The sequence below is a fragment of the Endozoicomonas sp. ALB032 genome, from assembly GCF_049310125.1.
Classification (GTDB): domain Bacteria; phylum Pseudomonadota; class Gammaproteobacteria; order Pseudomonadales; family Endozoicomonadaceae; genus Endozoicomonas_A.
This window is the reverse complement of sequence record NZ_JBLYNW010000001.1, coordinates 3750263-3768887: the sequence shown is the minus strand read 5'-3', so window position 1 is coordinate 3768887 and position 18625 is coordinate 3750263. Positions and strand designations below refer to the sequence as shown.

Below are 18625 nucleotides of genomic sequence, written 5' to 3'. Positions count from 1 at the left end.
GCAACAGAGCGGATATAATGTCGCCATTTTTTCAAGCTCTGGAATCAGGCAAAACATCAATGAGTGGATTATCCCCCGAAGTGGCAAAGCGTCGAACCTTTGCGATCATCAGTCACCCGGACGCCGGTAAAACCACCATCACAGAAAAGCTGCTGCTTCTGGGTGGTGCTATCCAGATGGCCGGCACTGTAAAAGGTCGTAAAAGCGGTCGTATGGCTACTTCTGACTGGATGAAAATGGAACAGGAAAGAGGTATCTCGATCACCACCTCGGTTATGCAGTTCCCTTACAAAGGTTGCACTGTCAACCTGCTGGACACTCCCGGACACGAAGACTTCTCGGAAGACACCTACCGAACCCTGACAGCAGTGGATAGCTGCCTGATGGTGATTGACGGCGCCAAGGGTGTCGAAGACCGGACCATTAAACTGATGGAGGTCTGTCGTCTGAGAGACACTCCAATCTTTACCTTTGTTAATAAGATGGACCGTGAAGTCCGGGACCAGATTGAAGTGCTGGACGAAGTGGAAAGCATCCTGAAAATTCAGTGTGCTCCCATTACCTGGCCGATCAGCATGGGCAAGAATTTCAAGGGGGTTTATAACCTCTACACCGATACTATTCACGTCTTCACCCCCGGCCAGGGACATACTATACCCGACGATATTCGTATCAAGGGTCTTGAGTCGGACGAAGCCAAAGAGCTGCTGGGTGATATTCATGAAGACTTTGTCGATGAGGTGGAACTGGTTCGCGGCGGCAGTCATGAGTTTGACCTGGAAGCCTATCATGCTGGCAAGATGACGCCTGTTTTCTTTGGTACTGCCCTAGCCAACTTTGGCGTCCGTGAAATGCTGGACGACTTTGCCGAGTGGGCTCCAGCGCCTCTGGCTCGTATAACAGATCAGAGGGCAGTGGAGCCGGACGAAGCCAAATTTTCTGGCTTTGTATTCAAGATCCAGGCCAATATGGACCCTAAACATCGTGACCGCATTGCCTTCCTGCGCATCTGTTCCGGAAAATACACCCGTAATATGAAAATGAAGCATGTGCGAATCGGCAAAGATGTAAAAATTGCCGACGCTGTCACTTTTCTTGCAGGTGATCGCTCCCATGTCGAGGAAGCTATCTCCGGTGACATTATCGGTCTGCACAACCACGGCACTATCCAGATTGGCGATACTTTCAGCCAGGGCGAAGAGATTCGCTTTACCGGGATTCCACACTTCGCCCCCGAACTTTTCAAGCGCGTTCGCCTGAGAGACCCTCTGAAGCTCAAGCAGCTCCAGAAAGGCTTGCAACAACTTTCAGAAGAAGGCGCAACCCAGTTGTTCATGCCTCTGAACAATAATGACCTGATCCTGGGTGCGGTCGGCGTACTCCAGTTTGATGTCGTTATGCGCCGCCTTAAGGATGAGTACAAGGTGGAGGCTATGTACGAGCCGGTCAATGTCAATACCGCCCGCTGGGTGGATTGTACGGACGAACGTAAATTGGAGGAATTCAAGCGCAAATGCGCTGACAATCTGGCGATTGATGGTGGTGGCTACCTGACTTACCTGGCTCCTACCCGTGTCAATCTCTCCCTGGCAGAGGAACGCTACCCGGATATTAGCTTCAGGACCACCCGCGAGCACTGAGCTCTCCTGAATCCTGCCACTTCGCTTTAAAGTGAAGTGACAGGATCAGGCCAGGATGACTTCTGAATCAGTGATCCATGGTACTGTGATCCACTGAGCCGTGATCCATCTCGCCATGCTTCGTGGCACTGCCATGGGCCATATCTTTGGTTTCGTGACTAAGATCCTTTACCGGCACTTTTACATCCACAGCGTCCCCGTCAGAGAAATGCAGGGTGACATCAACCTCACTACCGGCTTTCAATGGCCTCTTCAAACCCATCAGCATGATATGATTGCCACCACTTTTGAGATATTCAGTTTTACCTGCCGGTATATCAATATCTTTCAACTCGAACATTTTCATCATATTCCCTTCATGCCTGTGACCGTGCAGCTCAACATGAACCGCGCTATCACTGTCGGCAGAGACCAGCTTGATATCTTCTTTACCTTTGTTGGTAATAGTCAGAAAAGCCGCAGAGTTTGTGGAAACAGCCGGTACCGCTCTTGCGTACTGATCCTTTATCTCAACATCTGCCGCCTGAAGGGCTATAGGTGACATGCCTGCGAAAATGGCCAACGTAGCCATTGCCAATAGCTTCATAATTCAAGTCTCCAGTTCAAAAACAACTGTTGTCACTTCGGAACCTGATTCAATCACCAGTCTGGCCAGCCAGGTCATATCTTTATCAACCGTGCAAAAAGTCAGGTTACCTACGCCACTGAATACCGAAGGCCCAAAAAAAGAGGACTGCTTGTAGAGTGGAAAAGGAGCTAACCCCATCGGCATATCCCGGCCAAAAAACTCCATGGTAACCCTGTCTGCTGACAGGCCTCTCAGGAGAACTTCAACATCCAGCGGCTCCAGCTTCGGCAGACCTGACGGCTTTATTCTCAGCTCAATCTCGCTGTCTGCTGTTGTCAGTCGACAGCCTTCAGCCACCAGACATCTCTTGTGGAAGCTCTGCCCGGTCAGCCCTGTTTCAGATTCCGACTTGAAGTAGCGAGGTATAAAAACCAGTACTGCAATCAGCACCAGCGAAACACCCAACCCTATGTACTGCTTTATTTTCATCGGGGTAACATAACAGACTGAAGCCCGATGACCAACTTTATGAACATTATGTCCCCTATACCAGAATTGTTTGACAGCCATTGTCACCTGGACTTTCCCGAGTTCGACCAGGACCGGGATGAAACCCTTGAACAATGCTGGCTCGCAGGTGTCCGCTCAATCTGCATCCCGGCAACGGAAGCGCGTTACTGGCCCAGAGTTCTGAAACAAGTGAATGATTTGCCCGATTCTGTGCGACGCTTTGTCTCACTCGGACTACATCCTTATTTTCTGAAAAGCCACAGACCTCAACACCTTGATGAATTGAAAGTATTCCTGGAACGTCATTCCGAGACGGTTTGTGCTGTGGGTGAGATAGGCCTGGACTACTCGCTGACCAACTCGGACCGTCAGCAACAGCACTACTATTTTATCAGGCAGCTTGAGCTTGCCGATCAATTTAAGCTACCTGTCATTCTGCACTGCAGGAAAGCACACGATGAAATCCTTAAAGAAATCCGGCAAATTAAACCGGAGAAAGGTGGCATCGTACATGCTTTTTCTGGCAGTGAACAACAGGCCCGACAGTATATTGAACTGGGCTTCAAACTGGGGTTTGGCGGTACAATTACCTACCAGAGGGCCAGAAAAACACGCCAGCTGGCCACCTCGTTACCCCTGAGTAGTATTGTTCTGGAAACCGATGCCCCGGACATGCCGATGTCAGGCTATCAGGGTCAAAGGAACACTCCCACCCTATTACCTGTTGTCCTTGAGCATCTGGCACAATTACGTTCCAGCTCTACAAAAGAGATCGCACAGGCTACTACCGAGAATGCATTATCAATCCTGGCGAAATAATATAACTGGACAACGGCTCAGGCTCAGGTTCGGTTAAATTACCCCCAATCACCATGTCATCAATCTGGCGGATAGGACCGCCCGATGAGCTCAAGAGTGATGACAGGGAAGAAGATGAACTGGAACTGGAAGAAGAATAGAAGCCTGAGTCATCGTCATGACCTCCATCATCATTAAAAGTACCACCATCAGTGGAGAGCGTCGTTGGAAGCACACCGGGCACATTATTCAGGATATTCTGTTCGGACGTTGCAAACATCCAGCGATTAACACCATCGTAGATCAGCACCGGCTCAACTTCAGGAACAGCATCCAATTCACTGATGGTGCCGTCCAGATTAAGGCTCCAGACCTGTATAACACCGCCCAACCGGATCATAAGATACAAAGGTTTATCAGGTGGATGATCCGACCCCAGCAGGGCTGCCCAGGTCATCAAAATAGTAGGAAGTCCGCCCAGATTCCCTTCTGAGAGAAAATCAGCTTCAGCTTCAATATCTGCAGCAATCCAGCTTAAAAGCCTTCTCTGGGCATCAGTCAGATTATTCTGCTCCCAGGTTTTCCATAACTGTCTCAACAGGACAATGACACGCTCCCGATTCAAATAATCGTTTGGCAGAATAGCGTTCAGTGAAACAAATAAACACTCATTGCCATGATGGACCTCGTGAAGAGTCAGCCTTAATGGTTCCAACAACATTCTAGCAAACGAAAGAAAGCTTTCATGTTCCATCGCCACAAGACTTCTACTGGACATGAAAGGTTGGAAGTGATGACGCATACGACTGCTTAATACTTCCGAATCTAATGAATTCTGTTGAAAAAGACGTGTCAGGGCATAGCCTGAGTTAAAATGATGAAGTCGCAACTGTCGAGCCAGATCTGGCAGCTCTGAATCAATAGTTTCTTCTGTCAGTTCAGGAACTTCGTTATTCGTATGCCAATAAAAATGAATGTCCGATAGGTCAGCATTTCTTCTTCTCCAGGTTTTAAACTGCTCAAACAAAACCTGCAAGATTGCAAATAATTCTTTTTTCGTTCGATTACCCAGAAGATAGTTCCGTTTCCACATATTCCAGGTAATTAAATTATCATCACTGTCGAGAAACAGGGCGTGATCAATGGAAGCCCGAGCCCCCGGATCATTCACATGAGTACCTTCGATAATAAGAATATCGCAGGTGATACGCCGGGCTTCTTCAGGACCCAGCTGACCTTCCAGATGGCGACAATAAGGGGCATACCGAAAAGAATCCCCCCGGGCTATCGCTGCCAGACAGCTATCTCTAAGCTCTGCCCGATACTCCTCACCATTGTTGTTCCCTGACGCGCCATCGCCCAGATGGCTGAACATTTCACGTCGGTCGGCACGGGAATGAAGAAAGGTATCAATCCCCAGTGTCTCCAGACTGCAGACCCTGCCTGACAGCTCCGAATGTGATCGTTGATAAAGTGCCGAAGAAGTTCGAAGCTCCTGAGTAAATTGATCAAGAAAAGTAGACTTACCGGCTCCGGAAGGCCCATCCAGACCAATAGTAAAAGGTCTGGAAGAATCATTTTCTCCTTCCAGATTACCCTGTTGCAGATTATAGAGATAATCAAGAAAAGCGTTTATCGCCAGAGCTTGAACAATCAAGCCGTTTGATCCTTCAGCAGTAGTCCAGGGGATAGAAACAATAAAAGCTATAAATAATGAACGACGTCCCGTTCGAGCAAACTCCTTTATTTTTTTAATGAGCAAAACAGTAACTCCAAGCCAATAAACACGACCTTATCTAAAGTAGACTAAAGCGATTCATTCTGCCGAAAGGAAGTTGCTTTTAGTTTATTAATAAATGCACTCTGAAATGAACAAGGCTCGGTTTACTATGAAAACACTTCTATTTTCCAGCCTACAAACCTTCTATAGGATCAAGAGTCAAAAACATGTTGGATTCAAATCTGTCTGCGGCCTTATTTATTACCTCTTTCATGCTTCTTCAGCGCCTTACGTGCTCTTTGACGTACCATTTTTTGCTTCAGAGCCGAGAGTTTGTCAATAAATAATACACCGTCCAGATGGTCGATTTCATGCTGAAAAGCTTCTGAAAGGATACCCTCACCTTCCATCTCGAAAAATTCACCATGACGATCCTGAGCCCTGACTTTGACCCAGCCTGCCCGCTTAACTGCTGCCCAGCAGCCCGGCAGTGAAAGACAGCCCATCTCCATTTTCTGTTCACCCGACTTTTCAATAATCTCAGGATTTACAATGACCAGAGGCTGACTTTTATCACGCGTGACATCAATTACCGCCACTCTCATCCCCAGACCAACTTGTGTAGCAGCCAGCCCGGCACCGTTAACGGCATACATAGTTTCGAACATATCATCCACGATTTTCTGAAAACCCGGACCAAAGTCAGTAACAGGAGTAGTGGGAGTTCTTAAAGCAGGATTGGATTCCGGAACCAGTTTTAAAATCGCCATGGAGTTTCTTCTGTGAATATTTTGTTGGTTGTTACACAACAACTATAGACAGAAAAAAAGGAGGAAAAAATGGTCGGGGTAGAGAGATTCGAACTCCCGACATCCTGCTCCCAAAGCAGGCGCGCTACCAGACTGCGCTATACCCCGATGCGTTTTGACCAGAAACCGTGAAATTTCTGCAAGAATTTGGTCGGGGTAGAGAGATTCGAACTCCCGACATCCTGCTCCCAAAGCAGGCGCGCTACCAGACTGCGCTATACCCCGTGTTCTGTCCAGAAGTCAGGTTACTTCTGCAAGAAACTGGTCGGGGTAGAGAGATTCGAACTCCCGACATCCTGCTCCCAAAGCAGGCGCGCTACCAGACTGCGCTATACCCCGTCTCTATCTCGTGACAGGCTTTTGAGGCCTCGCCACGGAACGGCGGCTAATCTACCAAAATGATTCGCCTTTGACAAAAGTATTTGCCACAAAACTTCAACCAGCTAAAAAACAGACAACCAAGAACTTGCACAGGAAGGACCTTTTTTTAATGTAAAATGTTTTTTCGCTCATGGTTATTTTTTTAGTCAGACTGGGAAAATTTCCTTCCGAAGCATAGATGCCCTGTAAAGATATTATCAACTCCAATTCCTCAGTGCTGAGTTGAGCAGTAACAATGCCATTCACTACCCCCTCGAAGGATCCTGTCCAACTGCATCATCGTGGTCATCTTTCACGCAGTTTTCGACAGTCTTTCAGAGTGTCGGAAATCATGAAAGCAAGTTCCAGCGCCTGATCAGCATTCAGTCTTGGATCACAGTGAGTATGATAGCGATTACCCAGAGAGTCTTCGGTTACGGCACGGGAACCACCAATGCACTCGGTTACCTTCTGACCGGTCATTTCAAAGTGAACACCACCCGCATAGGTTCCTTCTGCCTGGTGAACCGCAAAGAACTGTTTCACCTCACGCAGAATTCGGCTGACCTCACGCGTCTTATAACCGTTGGAGGCCTTGAATGTGTTGCCGTGCATCGGATCACAGCTCCACAACACCTGACGCCCTTCCCTCTCGACAGCACGAATCAGTTCTGGCAGGTGTTTTTCAACATTGTCTGCGCCCATGCGCACAATCACATTCAGGCGACCAGCTTCGTTGTCCGGGCTGATCAGATCAATCAGGCGAATCAGATCTTCAGGAGGCATGGTTGGACCCGCCTTCAGACCAATCGGGTTGCTAATACCCCGAACGAATTCAACGTGTCCCCCCTCAACCTGACGAGTTCTGTCGCCTACCCAGAGCATGTGTGCCGAGCAGTCGTACCAGTGACCGGAAAGACTGTCCTGACGGGTCATGGCCTGCTCATAAGGCAGCAAAAGAGCTTCATGGGAGGTGTAGAAGTCCGTTTCACTGATCACCCTGGAATGCTCGGAAGAAATACCGCAGGCCCTCATGAAATCAAGTGCTTCATCAATTCGATCAGCCAGATGACTGTACTGCTCAGACTGTGGACTGCTGGCGACAAAATCCAGATTCCAGGCGTGAACCTGCTCCAGAGACGCAAGCCCGCCCTGGGCAAAAGCCCTGAGCAGGTTCAGAGTCGATGACGCCTGATGATAGGCCTTAAGCATTCTCTCGGGGTCAGGAATTCTGGATTCTACTGTGGCGTCCATAGCATTAATGATGTCGCCGCGATAAATCGGCAGCTCAACACCTTCTATGACTTCGGTACCAGACGAACGGGGCTTGGCAAATTGGCCAGCCATCCTGCCTACCTTGATGACAGGACAACTGGCGCCAAATGTCAGCACGACGGCCATCTGCATCAGGACCTTGAAGGTATCCCGAATATTATCTGCTGAGAACTCCAGAAAGCTCTCGGCACAGTCACCACCCTGCAATAGAAACGCTTTGCCCTCGGTAGCAGCTGTCAACTTCTGTCGCAACGCTCTTACCTCACCGGCAAAGACCAGCGGCGGCATGCGGTGTAACTGTTGCTCCACCTGTTTAAGATGATCTTGATCGGGGTATTCCGGCAGCTGGATGACAGGCATTTCTCTCCAGCTATCAACTTGCCATTGTTTCATTTGCTCCTCTCGGGGCGTCGTATTTCTTCATGAACATAACAGGCCATTTTACATGAAATCACTGGACAAAGCCCAATCTCTATCGAACTTGTATCAAAAAGAATAGCCTGTTTTTTACTTTCAGCCTTTCAACAAAAAGCCTTTACACACAATTGAAAAATTTGGTATACAGTGCACTGAAATTTAGCCTGGTGCATTAGCGACCATGAATTCCACACGATCCATGACCAAAACCATTATGAAACGCGGCATTATTATGTGTCGCGGGGTCTGTCATGGATAGCTTAAAAGCAGAAAACACAGCCCCCGCACCAAGAGAAGGTCCGGGGGCTTTTTTTTTGCCACTGCGAAATAAAGCGTCACGAAAAAAAGGAGAAGACAGTGAGCGAACTCAAACTCAGACTGGTCACGACAGGTAGCCTCGACAGCCTTGAGAAAGTATTGAACTCCAGTGCAGAAGAGGGCCTCAAGATCAGCAACTTTTCTGCTGAACTGGTTCCGGAGCGAGGCCACTACGAAGTCAAAATGTCTGTCTCAGGCTTTACCAGCCAGAACCAGGTCGTCAGTAAGCTGGCTATGGAAAAAGACATTCGCGAGCTGACGCCGCTGCGCCGGTGATCCTGTAGCCTGTCAATCTGAAGCTGTCTTGAAGCTTGTTTGCGGTTGATGTTTCCTGCCGTCATTGCCTGCTGCAGGAAACGCAGGCTCATAGTCAGAGCTGACCCATTACATAATTGAGACTGCCGACAATAGCCGCCACCTGGGCATCATTGCACTCTTCGTCAGTTACTTTTGGGCTGTCCGGATAAACTTCAGTCGTGGTGCCAAACCTGCAGTCTGTTATACCACCACAAAGACCCAGCTTTTTCATAGGATAGTGGATCACACCTTCCTGAATCACCGGGGAGCCAATAATTTTTCCCTGATCGTCTGCGGGTGCAATGTGCGTCACCTGTCTGACGGAATCAATCACCGCCTTCTGGAATTCGGGAACAGGGTTTTCGGTATCAGCCACTGTGTAGAAACCATCCGGTATTCCCTCTTCCACATAGCCTTTGCCATCCCTTGCTGCCAGAGCAGGACGAAATTCAGTTTCATCCGTATCCGTAGTTTCATGCAGATCAATATGAACCAATACTTCCTGCTCCAAACCTGCCAACAGTTTCATCAAGTTGGTGGACTCTTCTGCCGGGCTGTCTTTGTAGAAGGAACGATTAGGATCAATGGCATTGGGATTCCAGCGATTGATGGTTTCATAACCCCAGGGGCTGATGCAGGGCGCCACCAGGATATTGAAGTGGCTTACAAAGTTTTTAGCCTCAACTTCCAGAAATTTTAACGCACCGTGAACACCACTGGTTTCATAGCCGTGGACTCCACCGGTCACCAGAACAACGGGCTTGTCAGTGTTCCAGTTTCGACTCCTGATGGCATACAAAGGAAAACGCTCAACATCGTAGGACAGGGCACCATACTGCTCAACATCATAATGCTCTTTCAAAGCCATTATTTTGGGCACGACTTCCCTTTGGTATTCACGCTTGATGGTGGTTTGTTCATACCAGACTTTACGTTCTTCCTTGCCCCATACTTGACCAGGCGTGCCAATCGGGAATCTATAACTGCTGCCCATCTCTCTGCCCTTAACGCATTCACTGAAAAGAGCAGAGTATACAGAGTTCAGTCAATAGCCGCTTGTGATGATAACATCCAGTCCAAAAGACACAGGGTTCAACGCAAACCGGTTGCTACCGGCCTGCTGTCATCAGTAATCCACTCACTCCATGAACCCGGAAAGAGTTTGGCAGCTGGCATACCAGCGTATTCCATAGCCAGAAGGTTATGACAGGCAGTAACACCCGAGCCACAGTAAAACACGGGCTCCAGTCCATCGACCATCAGAACTCCCAACTGTTTTCGTAACTGTTCTATGGAAAGAAAAGAACCTGAATTATCCATATTGGAAGTGAATGGATAACAGATCGCCCCGGGAATATGACCTGCTTTACTGTCAAGAGGCTCTGATTCTCCGGCAAAACGCTCAGGAGCACGGGCATCTATTAAACGAAAAACCGGACTTTGCAACTGCTCCATAACCTCACTGGCAGAGACTGTCATGCCGTGATTAACATCAGCCATAAAGTCAGAGGGGGTGATAGCAGGCGTTTCAGTCGTTACAGGATAACAGCCAGCAGACCATCTTTTGAAACCACCATGCAAAACCTGAACAGGTTCCACGCCAACCCAGCGCAATTGCCACCATGCTCGGGCAGCCATAGCATGATTACCGTCATCATAAACAACCACATGGGTGGTTTTGCTGATACCCAGGGTTCTCAAATGTTCAGCAAACACCTCAGGCTCCGGCAGGGGATGCCTGCCGGTTTTCCCGGGAACCAATGGAGCAGACAGATCTTTCTCGAGATCGATGTATCGAGAACCGGGGAGATGTCCTTGACGGTAAAGAGTCTGTCCCAGTTTGGGGTCGGCAAGACTGAAGCGAGCATCAAGCACGACAACCCCGGGGGCGGTTAGCAGGGCTGCCAGGGTTTCGGGTTCTATGAAGGGTGACATTCTATAAATCCATCCCAACTTTCAGGGAGATGCTCAAACATCTCGGTAAGAAGACTTCACTGAGGTTCTGGATTATTGCTGATCAATTCAGAGGCAGGGGCTGGGTAAAAACCCTGAGGGGAGACTCAGGGTTACTACCCGACTGTCCATGATGGGTTCACATCCGTGTGAATTTGCTGTCCATGCACCTTCAACATATCAAGCTGCTGAAGGGCAGAATGCAGGAAGAAAGCACCAGACTTTGTAAGACATTTCCCACAATCTTGTAATCAATCAATAAGCCTCGGTAAATAATCGTTATATCTCAGTGATCCAGCTCATCCAGTTCGCTCTGGTCTACCACTTCGTCATTGATCAGAACCTTTTCAGACAAAATGTCACCGATATCCCCAGCCTCATCATCAATAATAATCCGTGTTACATCACCATTATTGGACAACGGGAAATCATCGTCGTCTTCAGCTGCCCTGGTTTCTGCCTCAGGCTCAGAGGGAGTCTCAACAAGCACATTGTTACTATCTACCTGCCCAGGTTCATCAGCGGGTTGCATCAGATAAAGCCCTGCGGCAACGGCCAGAATCCCAAAGCCAAATACCAGGGCAATCAGATGTTCCTTTCTCATAGCTACTCCGTCACAGGGTCTGTTTATGATCTCAAAATCCGGACTATACCGTATCAGACGACAGGACATTGGTCATGCTTCTGTGCCCCGAACTGACAGAATGCCCCAGCTAAAAGATTCTTCTAATGAAAGCAAGGATTCACGCAATCCTGAGTCAGTCCTTTAAAACTCTGACCGCAACTTGCTTTTTCAGAGACACCATACCACTATGGTGTAGAACTTTGCTCAATTTTTGGTCACAAGCGCGAGTCAGGAATGCTCTGTCAACACCAAGAAAAAAAGCATTTTACTGATGAATAACCTTGTTCTTTTCCTGCAGCTTAGTGAATTGAGCCTCACTGTAAAGAGTGCCAAGCCGATAAATAATAACAATTAAATGTAGCCATGAGCCCGATATATCGCTCCCTGTTCAAGGATGGAAAGCGAAACTCATGACCCTATAAATTATCGAGCCGGAGACAAAATGCCCTCTAACAACTTCTTACTTAGCTGTGTGGTGCCGGTTTTCAATGAAAGCCAGGTCATTGGTCGGTTCATGGAAGCACTGATTAAACAGCTTGAAGAGATCACCGAGCATCTTGAAATTATTGTGGTGGATGATGGCAGTACCGACAAAACGGTCGAACTGGTCGAATCCTTCTGTAATGACGAGAGGATCAAGCTGATTGAGTTATCCAGAAACTTCGGCAAGGAGACTGCGCTGACTGCCGGAATTGATGCCACTTCCGGTGACGCTGTGATTTTGATCGACGCAGACTTTCAGCACCCTCTGGAAATGATCCCTGTTTTTGTTGATTACTGGCAACAGGGTTACCAGATGGTCTACGGCGTCCGTCAGGACAGGGAAAATGAATCTTTCCTGAAAAAGAAAGGCGCACAATTTTTCTACCGAATCATGCACTCCAGCACAGGCATTGATGTACCAGCTCACGCAGGCGACTTCCGGCTACTGGACAAGGTAGTGGTCGATGCCCTCAGAGCCATGCCTGAGCGCAGTCGCTTTATGAAAGGTATCTATGCCTGGGTAGGTTACAAGAGCATCGGCCTTCCCTTTCAGGTTAGAAACCGGCTGGCAGGGCAATCCGGCTGGGGCTATGGCAAACTGACCAGCCTGGCTCTTTCGGGCATTACAGCATTCACTACTTTGCCACTCAGGATTGTCGGTGGGCTTGGACTGATTATTTCTTTCATCTCAGTGTTTTACGCACTCTTTATCATCTTTCGAACTCTTGTTCTTGGCGCCCCCTTGCCGGGCTGGCCCACGGTCATTGTCGCCATCACCTTTATTGGCGGCATACAGCTATTGTCTCTCTGGTTACTGGGTGAGTACATTGCCGGTATTTTCTGTGAAGTAAAAAAACGCCCCAGATACTTGATACAGCGACAACTGGGATTCAAGAATCAGAAGGATAGCAATGCAGCCGATTAAGTTTATTATAACTGGCAGTACTGCTGCAGCTGTTCACCTTTTTGTACTCTGGCTTCTGGTAGACCTGACTCAAGTAAACCCGCTACTGGCAAACCCTGCCGCTTTTATTCTGGCCTTTGTCGTCAGTTACCTGGGTCATTCATTGTGGACTTTTAATCACAAGCAACATGTACTTCGCAATACTCTGCTGAAATTCCTGTTGGTTCAATTGCTCTGCAGTTTTGTGCTCAATCAGGGGCTTTATACCCTGCTGTTAACCTACACCGGTTTGAATTATCTAATGGCCAGCTTTATCGTCCTGGCAACGATTCCCCTGGTCACTTATACCCTGAGCAAATACTGGGCCTTTAAATGAAAAGAATAACACTGTGCGCAGATGATTACGGGATTCACCCAGGGGTATCGGAAGCTATTCTGGAGCTGGCCATTCTCGGCAGAATTCAGGCCACCAGTTGTCTGGTCACTGGTCCGGACTGGATAAAGCAGGCAAGCCACCTGACGACCATTCAGGAAAAGGTTGATATTGGCCTGCATCTTAATTTAACTGAAGGCAATGGCCTCAGTTCCGCCTATGTAGACGGGCTCCCCAGCCTGAATGAGGTTTTAATCAAGAGCCATCTTCACTTATTGGACCGGACCGCCCTGCTGGAAGAAGTCACGGCACAATATCAGTATTTTATCGACGCTACCGGCAGAGCCCCCGACTTTGTTGATGGCCATCAGCACGTACACCACCTGCCCATGGTACGTGAAACCCTGTTATCGGTAATACGCACCTTTAGGCCCGAACCTTCTTTCTGGGTGAGAAGCGTTACACCCATCATCCGTCATGGTGGTGGCCTGAAAAGCTACATTATTGAAGGTTCTGGCAGTAAGAGCCTAAACTGCGAATTGCTCAACCAGAGTATCAATACCAATACTTCCTTTGCTGGCGTCTATTCACTGAAACCGCAAGAAAACTATTCCACCCTGATGAAAGCATGGCTCTCTGATTCATACGACAAAGGGCTGATTATGTGTCACCCGGGTAAAACTGCCGACCACATCAATCTGGATCACCCTCAAGCCAGACAGTTAGAGTTTGATTATTTATCGAGCCAACAATTTCTAGCCGACTGTCAACAAACAGGAGTTGATCTGTGCAGAATGAAGCAATGATTGCCGAGTCTTCACCCTCTTCCATGGTCATTAAGCACCCTTTTCGCTGGCTCGGTCTGATCTGCCTTTTTCAGCTGTTTTTCTGGACCCTGGGCCCCTGGTTGGTCAGGAACACGCTGCACTCTGACACACTTGAAGGCATCGCCTGGGGTAATCTCTGGCAGTGGGGGTATGAAAAACACCCACCTCTGGCAGCCTGGGCTGCCGCTTTTTTTTCAAACTTAAGTGATACCAGCGACTGGCCTGTCTATCTCTTTGCCCAGGTTACTGTGGTGATTGCTTTTGTTGCTGTCTGGCGTCTGGCCAGAGAATATTTGACCGAGGCTGGTGCCCTGCTGGCAGTCTTTTTGTTACAAGGCATTCTCTTCTACAGTAACCGGGTAGAAAGACTGACACCGGACACGCTTCAGCATCCAATTTGGGCCTTACTTGCCCTGACTTTTTATTTTGCAGTGACTCGTCAATCCCTGGCTTATTGGCTGCTGACCGGAGTCATGTCAGGGCTGGCCATTCTGACTAAATATCAGGTGGCCGTTTTGTTTGCGCCCCTGTTTATTGTTCTTTTAATCACCCACGAAGGCAGACTCGCACTTTCCTCCGTTGGCCCATGGTTGGGTGGGCTTCTCGCACTGGCTATCGCTTCACCCCATCTTTACTGGCTATGGGACAACAACTTTGCAGCAGTGAGCTATCTGGGAGAAAACTACGTTGAAAGTGAGCGTTATGGAACCGGTACACACTGGGATCATCTGATATTTCCTCTGAACTTTATCAAGAATAATCTGGGCAATGTCCTGGTATTCTTTCTTTTGATGATCCCCCTTTTCAGAGCTCCCAGGCTCCCTATCCTTTATGATCGTTTCAAAAAAGTTTTTCTAATCGCCATAGCGACAGGTCCATTTGCCTGTACACTCTTGTTTGGACTGGTAACCGGCGAGAAGCTCGTACCCCGCTGGGCTACCCCCTACTTTGTCTGGCTGCCGCTGCTGGTGCTGGTCTGGACTCGTCCATTGATCGATTACCCGCGTTTCAAGAAAGTGGTGTTCTGGTGTTTATTCACCGGGGTATTGTTTGTTTTATTGAGATGCAGCTACTTGCTGTTCAAACCTGTCTTTGATGAAGATTACTCGGATTCAGTGGAGTTCGTGCCTCTCAGGGCCCAAATGCTAAAAGCTGAAGAGTTGTGGGCATTTCACCAGGAAGATCGCCCTGAAAACGAAGGTTATATCCCTTATCTGGGCGGGCTTCACTACCACGTTGCTGAGCTGCTGGCGTATAGCCAGAATCACAAAACCATTCCATTTTTTGGTCTTAATCCGACAGAAAGCCTCTGGATGAAAGAAGAAGATTTCCGCAAAAAAGGCGGAATCATTGTCATGACGGATGGCAAGCGATATTCAAAGGAAGTCAGACAAAGGCTTGAAAAGAACTATCCTCAGGCTGAATTTCTAGGGCTCTTTGAATTCGAGCCCGTGACTAAAGTGAAGGTGGATAATAAGCCTAAACTGTTTGTGGAGTATTACCTCTTAAGACCGCAAATGACCCCAGGTAATCTGGCGGAGGGCATTGATTAAGCCGATCCGCCTTTTTCTCACTGAACCTTGACAACCCGGCTGGCAGTGCCCTGGGTAAGGATTTTTACTTTATCGCCCGCAGCAAAGCTAACGGCCGGATCAGCCTGTTGAACAACAGAAACATAAGAGCCGTCATCCAGTCTGACTGTTAGTTCAACACCCTGCTTGGAGGTAATTTTCTTCTCGGCCATATTGCCCAAAACGCCACCGGCAACAGCTCCAGCCACTGCTGCAATAGCACTTTCGCGCTGACCACCAATACTGGAAGCTGCGATACCACCCACCGCTGCCCCTGCCAGAGTGCCGACCTCACCCTGGCTGCCTTCGAGTTTGACCAGCCTGGATTCAGCAACGGTGCCAAACCGGACTGTCTGCATTTGACGAGCTTCAGAAGCAGAATAAGTAGTCCCTGTCTGATCGGTCGTACAGCCAACCACAGAGAGAGAAAGCAGCAAGACGGTCCCTGCCTGTTTGATCCTATTGTTCATAAATATGCCTCCTGTTAGGTTTAATTCCAGTTTCCTGTCCAGTTTAGACTGTGCTACGGCGACAAAATTCCCCACTAATCCACTGATTTGGAAAGCCCTCTGATTTCTTCGCGAATGGCAAGATCACCCACTCTCTCGTTGATCGAATCGACCCATTCTGTTTTATAACCGCGAACACCCACGTTCTGCTCCTGGACTTCCAGATTTCCGCTCTCCTGAAGAATCTTCTGGAATAAGGCTCTGTCAGCAGGATCCACAATAGGTCCCGGTTCGGGTACCTCTCCGGTTTCCGGGTTGATCCTGGCCGCCAGAAACTTGATTTCGGCATCCAGCATTCCGGTTCTGTCTTTGCCGCTATTGCAATTGGATAATGGCACAGCACCCACCATGTGAGTCAACAGGGCCACTCTGGTAGCCAGCTTATAGGCATCATGATGATGGTGATAATGGCTACCTTTTTCATAGATTGCTTTAATCTGAGTGGTAAGATCCTTTACTGATCGATCATCCCTGTTTAACTGGTCCAGCCGGGCATTCAGTTCAGACACTTTTTCCCCGTTGCCTACTTCTTCGGCGTCCCTGATCTGCGCCCTGATTTCCTCACATTTCTTTGAAGTGCCATTGAGAAATTCAGCAGCCATACCGCCGGGGATGTCGGCCTTGCCCAGCTTGCCTACCAGCATTTCCATAGCCGGATCGTTCATTTTTTTCTGGAAAGATCTTCCACCTGTTACCAGAGAGGCGCTTCCAACCCCTCCCCAGTTCACAGGAATATTAAAGCGTGCCTGTTTGAAATTAAGTTTGATGGTCCGGGTCTGTCCGTCAGCTCCCGGAAGTTCCATCGTGACAGGCTGTTTAGCAGGGTCAGTAAAGTATTTGAAAGCTTCATTCTGAGCTTTCTGCATTTTTCTCTCTTTTCCGGAACCCAGGCCTGTCGTGACCATGGAAGTGGATGTCATAGCAAGTGTTGGGACTGGCCCTCCCTGTGACGCTATCAGAGCTTGCTCAAAAATATCAGGCCGGGTTGCCAGAGCCGAAAGTAAGATTTCTCTGGCCTTGACTTTTCCACCTTCAGCCTTTAGATCGGGATCCCAGTCAACACCATAAGGATCGGCAATGCCATGTCTTATGCCTGTGTAGACATTACTGTTATTAATAGAAAAATCACTGCGACTCAGGTTAGTAGCATGATACGTGTTGGTCGAATCGATACCGCTGACTCCATACCCTGCATAGTCAGTTTCATAGAGACGGGAAACCTCTCCCCTTAAGGACTCTGGCACTTTGATTTCAGCCGCAGGTTGCTGTCTGGAAGCAAACTCAACTCCAGCCTGAGAGAAAGATTTTTCTATCGTTTTCCAGGGACGAAAATTTAACTGATCGATAAAAGCCTCTTCGAAATCTCTGGCCACAGTTTGCTTATCGACGCCAGCCGAAACCAGGGCGTCCTGCAGAATTTTCGGATATGATTCTTTGGCCTTGCGCATCTCTTCCCTGTTGACAGGTTCATCGCCCTTAAGCTGAACGGTTTGCTGGAGTCTTCTCAACTCATTCAATAGCTGACGATCTAGCTTGGTCAGGCGTTCAACATCCTCTGTACGTCCCTCTCTCTGAGCCGAATGTGATTCATTCTTCAGAACTTCTCTGGCTGAATCAAACTGCAGCTTCTGTAACTTGAACAACTCTTTGTGATCGTGAGTACTTCCGGGAACGACCACTTCAGCATCTGATAGAGGTATCTGGTTGTGATCTGAGACGGTCTGGGACTCCCTGCTTTCATTCAGATGCACCTCTAACACTTCTCTGGCAACCTCCCTGTCTACATTCCTCAGAGATAATTCATTGAGGAGCTTACCTGGAAGTCCCCGCAGATTTTCTACCATCTTTTCTGTCACGGGTTCATAGTCCTGATGAATCTTTTTCTCATGCTGCTCGATGAACTCTTTCATTGCCAGAATAAGCTCACCACCATCAGACTGAAGTCTGGCTTCAATGAGAACATCTTTGGCTACGGAAATAGCTGCATTTTCGAATTGGTTTCTGGCCTGCTGATAGGCCTTCTGAACTTCAGGACTGTCACCCTGCCCCATTTTTACCTTGGCAAAGACATCTTCAACCTCTCTGAAAATATCGTTTGCCTGAGCCTGAGATCGAATATTGCCAGACATCATCTTCGGCACAGGCTGACTGAATGCAGTGATTTGTCTCTGCTTTATGGGGATATTGCGAAGTGCACGGTTACCTCGTCCCGGCAACTTTTTCAGAACATTCTTAATGGCTTTGATGAACCTGTTCTGGCGGCTGCTGTGCCTCGCCTCCTGCATTTCCCCGATATCCGGAGTTGCCGCTTGAGGGCTAACCGATGTGGGCTGGAAGCCCGCTGGAAGTTTGCTGCCATCCATAGCTATGATTCCTCAGTCAGTGATAAATTCCGGGAAGTGAAGAAAGAATCAGTAAATCCCTGAGCACCGCCACAGGGGTTGTCTGATCATATCGGGAGCGAATCTGTGTCCATTCATGTCTGGGGTTAGAGAACAGACCTGGAATTTGATTTAGTAGCATTAACAATAAGCCTTTGACATCCTATTAGAAGAATAGCCAAAGGCAGAACCTATAACCTGTCATCGGTAGCTATTCACACCCTGAATGATGACATTTGTAATAGTTTGATAGGTAGAATTTCATATTGCCGGAAGCTCTAAGCAGG

Annotated in this window: 17 protein-coding genes and 3 tRNA genes; 7 read left to right on the top strand and 13 right to left on the bottom strand. The window is 48.4% G+C overall.

Translation table 11 applies throughout. The features are described from left to right. Positions 1-59 precede the first annotated feature (59 nt). Positions 60-1640, top strand: a complete 1581-nt coding sequence (locus ACO6VG_RS14210) for a peptide chain release factor 3 (RefSeq protein WP_422137439.1) — start codon at positions 60-62, stop codon at positions 1638-1640. Between the two features lie 67 nt (positions 1641-1707). On the opposite strand, the gene ACO6VG_RS14205 is transcribed toward ACO6VG_RS14210, so the two are convergent. Continuing rightward, on the bottom strand, positions 1708-2226 hold the full coding sequence (locus ACO6VG_RS14205) for a copper chaperone PCu(A)C (protein WP_422132917.1): 519 nt from the start codon (positions 2224-2226) through the stop codon (positions 1708-1710). Positions 2227-2229: 3 nt separating this feature from the next. Beyond that, positions 2230-2697: a hypothetical protein gene (locus ACO6VG_RS14200; RefSeq protein ID WP_422132916.1), complete on the bottom strand. Its 468-nt coding sequence runs from the start codon at positions 2695-2697 to the stop codon at positions 2230-2232. 48 nt (positions 2698-2745) lie between these two features. Between ACO6VG_RS14200 and ACO6VG_RS14195 the strand changes: the two genes are divergently transcribed. Then, the gene (locus tag ACO6VG_RS14195) at positions 2746-3537 is read left to right on the top strand and encodes a TatD family hydrolase (RefSeq protein WP_422132915.1); all 792 of its coding nucleotides are present in this window, start codon (positions 2746-2748) and stop codon (positions 3535-3537) included. On the opposite strand, the gene ACO6VG_RS14190 is transcribed toward ACO6VG_RS14195, so the two are convergent. From ACO6VG_RS14190 to ACO6VG_RS14165, 6 genes are all read right to left on the bottom strand, one after another. Further along, positions 3503-5278 (bottom strand): hypothetical protein, encoded by a 1776-nt coding sequence (locus ACO6VG_RS14190; protein WP_422132914.1) that lies wholly within the window; start codon positions 5276-5278, stop codon positions 3503-3505. The genes ACO6VG_RS14195 and ACO6VG_RS14190 overlap by 35 nt on opposite strands. A 212-nt stretch (positions 5279-5490) precedes the next feature. Further along, positions 5491-6006 (bottom strand): peptide deformylase, encoded by a 516-nt coding sequence (def, locus tag ACO6VG_RS14185; RefSeq protein ID WP_422137435.1) that lies wholly within the window; start codon positions 6004-6006, stop codon positions 5491-5493. Positions 6007-6076: 70 nt separating this feature from the next. After that, positions 6077-6153: transfer RNA gene (locus ACO6VG_RS14180), tRNA-Pro, on the bottom strand. 40 nt (positions 6154-6193) lie between these two features. Then, a tRNA-Pro gene (locus ACO6VG_RS14175) sits at positions 6194-6270 on the bottom strand. A gap of 37 nt (positions 6271-6307) precedes the next feature. Next, positions 6308-6384 (bottom strand) — tRNA-Pro (locus ACO6VG_RS14170). A gap of 327 nt (positions 6385-6711) precedes the next feature. Next, positions 6712-8073: a class II 3-deoxy-7-phosphoheptulonate synthase gene (locus tag ACO6VG_RS14165; RefSeq protein WP_422132912.1), complete on the bottom strand. Its 1362-nt coding sequence runs from the start codon at positions 8071-8073 to the stop codon at positions 6712-6714. A 381-nt stretch (positions 8074-8454) separates the two neighbouring features. Here ACO6VG_RS14165 and ACO6VG_RS14160 point away from each other — a divergent pair, with 381 nt between their 5' ends. Next, the gene (locus tag ACO6VG_RS14160; RefSeq protein ID WP_422132911.1) at positions 8455-8691 is read left to right on the top strand and encodes a hypothetical protein; all 237 of its coding nucleotides are present in this window, start codon (positions 8455-8457) and stop codon (positions 8689-8691) included. Between the two features lie 94 nt (positions 8692-8785). On the opposite strand, the gene ACO6VG_RS14155 is transcribed toward ACO6VG_RS14160, so the two are convergent. From ACO6VG_RS14155 to ACO6VG_RS14145, 3 genes are all read right to left on the bottom strand, one after another. After that, a complete protein-coding gene (locus ACO6VG_RS14155) occupies positions 8786-9706 on the bottom strand; it encodes a M14 family metallopeptidase (protein WP_422132910.1) in 921 nt (306 codons plus the stop codon). Between the two features lie 98 nt (positions 9707-9804). Further along, positions 9805-10647 carry a sulfurtransferase gene (locus tag ACO6VG_RS14150; protein ID WP_422132909.1) on the bottom strand — a complete coding sequence of 281 codons (843 nt, stop codon included), beginning with the start codon at positions 10645-10647 and terminating at the stop codon, positions 9805-9807. 304 nt (positions 10648-10951) lie between these two features. Continuing rightward, entirely contained in the window at positions 10952-11269 is a 318-nt protein-coding gene (locus tag ACO6VG_RS14145) for a hypothetical protein (RefSeq protein WP_422132908.1), read from the bottom strand. Between the two features lie 463 nt (positions 11270-11732). On the opposite strand from ACO6VG_RS14145, the gene ACO6VG_RS14140 reads away from it, so the two are divergent. The 4 genes from ACO6VG_RS14140 to ACO6VG_RS14125 are packed head-to-tail and all read left to right on the top strand — an operon-like array spanning position 11733 to position 15430. Continuing rightward, the gene (locus tag ACO6VG_RS14140) at positions 11733-12698 is read left to right on the top strand and encodes a glycosyltransferase family 2 protein (protein WP_422137432.1); all 966 of its coding nucleotides are present in this window, start codon (positions 11733-11735) and stop codon (positions 12696-12698) included. Then, entirely contained in the window at positions 12685-13053 is a 369-nt protein-coding gene (locus ACO6VG_RS14135) for a GtrA family protein (protein ID WP_422132906.1), read from the top strand. Before ACO6VG_RS14140 ends, ACO6VG_RS14135 begins: the two co-directional genes overlap by 14 nt. Continuing rightward, positions 13050-13856, top strand: a complete 807-nt coding sequence (locus ACO6VG_RS14130) for a ChbG/HpnK family deacetylase (protein ID WP_422132905.1) — start codon at positions 13050-13052, stop codon at positions 13854-13856. The genes ACO6VG_RS14135 and ACO6VG_RS14130 overlap by 4 nt, the downstream gene beginning before the upstream one ends. Beyond that, positions 13838-15430: a glycosyltransferase family 39 protein gene (locus tag ACO6VG_RS14125; protein WP_422474405.1), complete on the top strand. Its 1593-nt coding sequence runs from the start codon at positions 13838-13840 to the stop codon at positions 15428-15430. Before ACO6VG_RS14130 ends, ACO6VG_RS14125 begins: the two co-directional genes overlap by 19 nt. A gap of 17 nt (positions 15431-15447) precedes the next feature. Here the strand turns inward: ACO6VG_RS14125 and ACO6VG_RS14120 are convergent, their stop codons facing one another. Together ACO6VG_RS14120 and ACO6VG_RS14115 are read right to left on the bottom strand one after the other, a co-directional pair. Then, the gene (locus ACO6VG_RS14120; protein ID WP_422132903.1) at positions 15448-15918 is read right to left on the bottom strand and encodes a glycine zipper 2TM domain-containing protein; all 471 of its coding nucleotides are present in this window, start codon (positions 15916-15918) and stop codon (positions 15448-15450) included. A gap of 74 nt (positions 15919-15992) precedes the next feature. Then, the gene (locus ACO6VG_RS14115) at positions 15993-18320 is read right to left on the bottom strand and encodes an inositol phosphate phosphatase SopB (protein ID WP_422137430.1); all 2328 of its coding nucleotides are present in this window, start codon (positions 18318-18320) and stop codon (positions 15993-15995) included. Positions 18321-18625 lie beyond the last annotated feature (305 nt).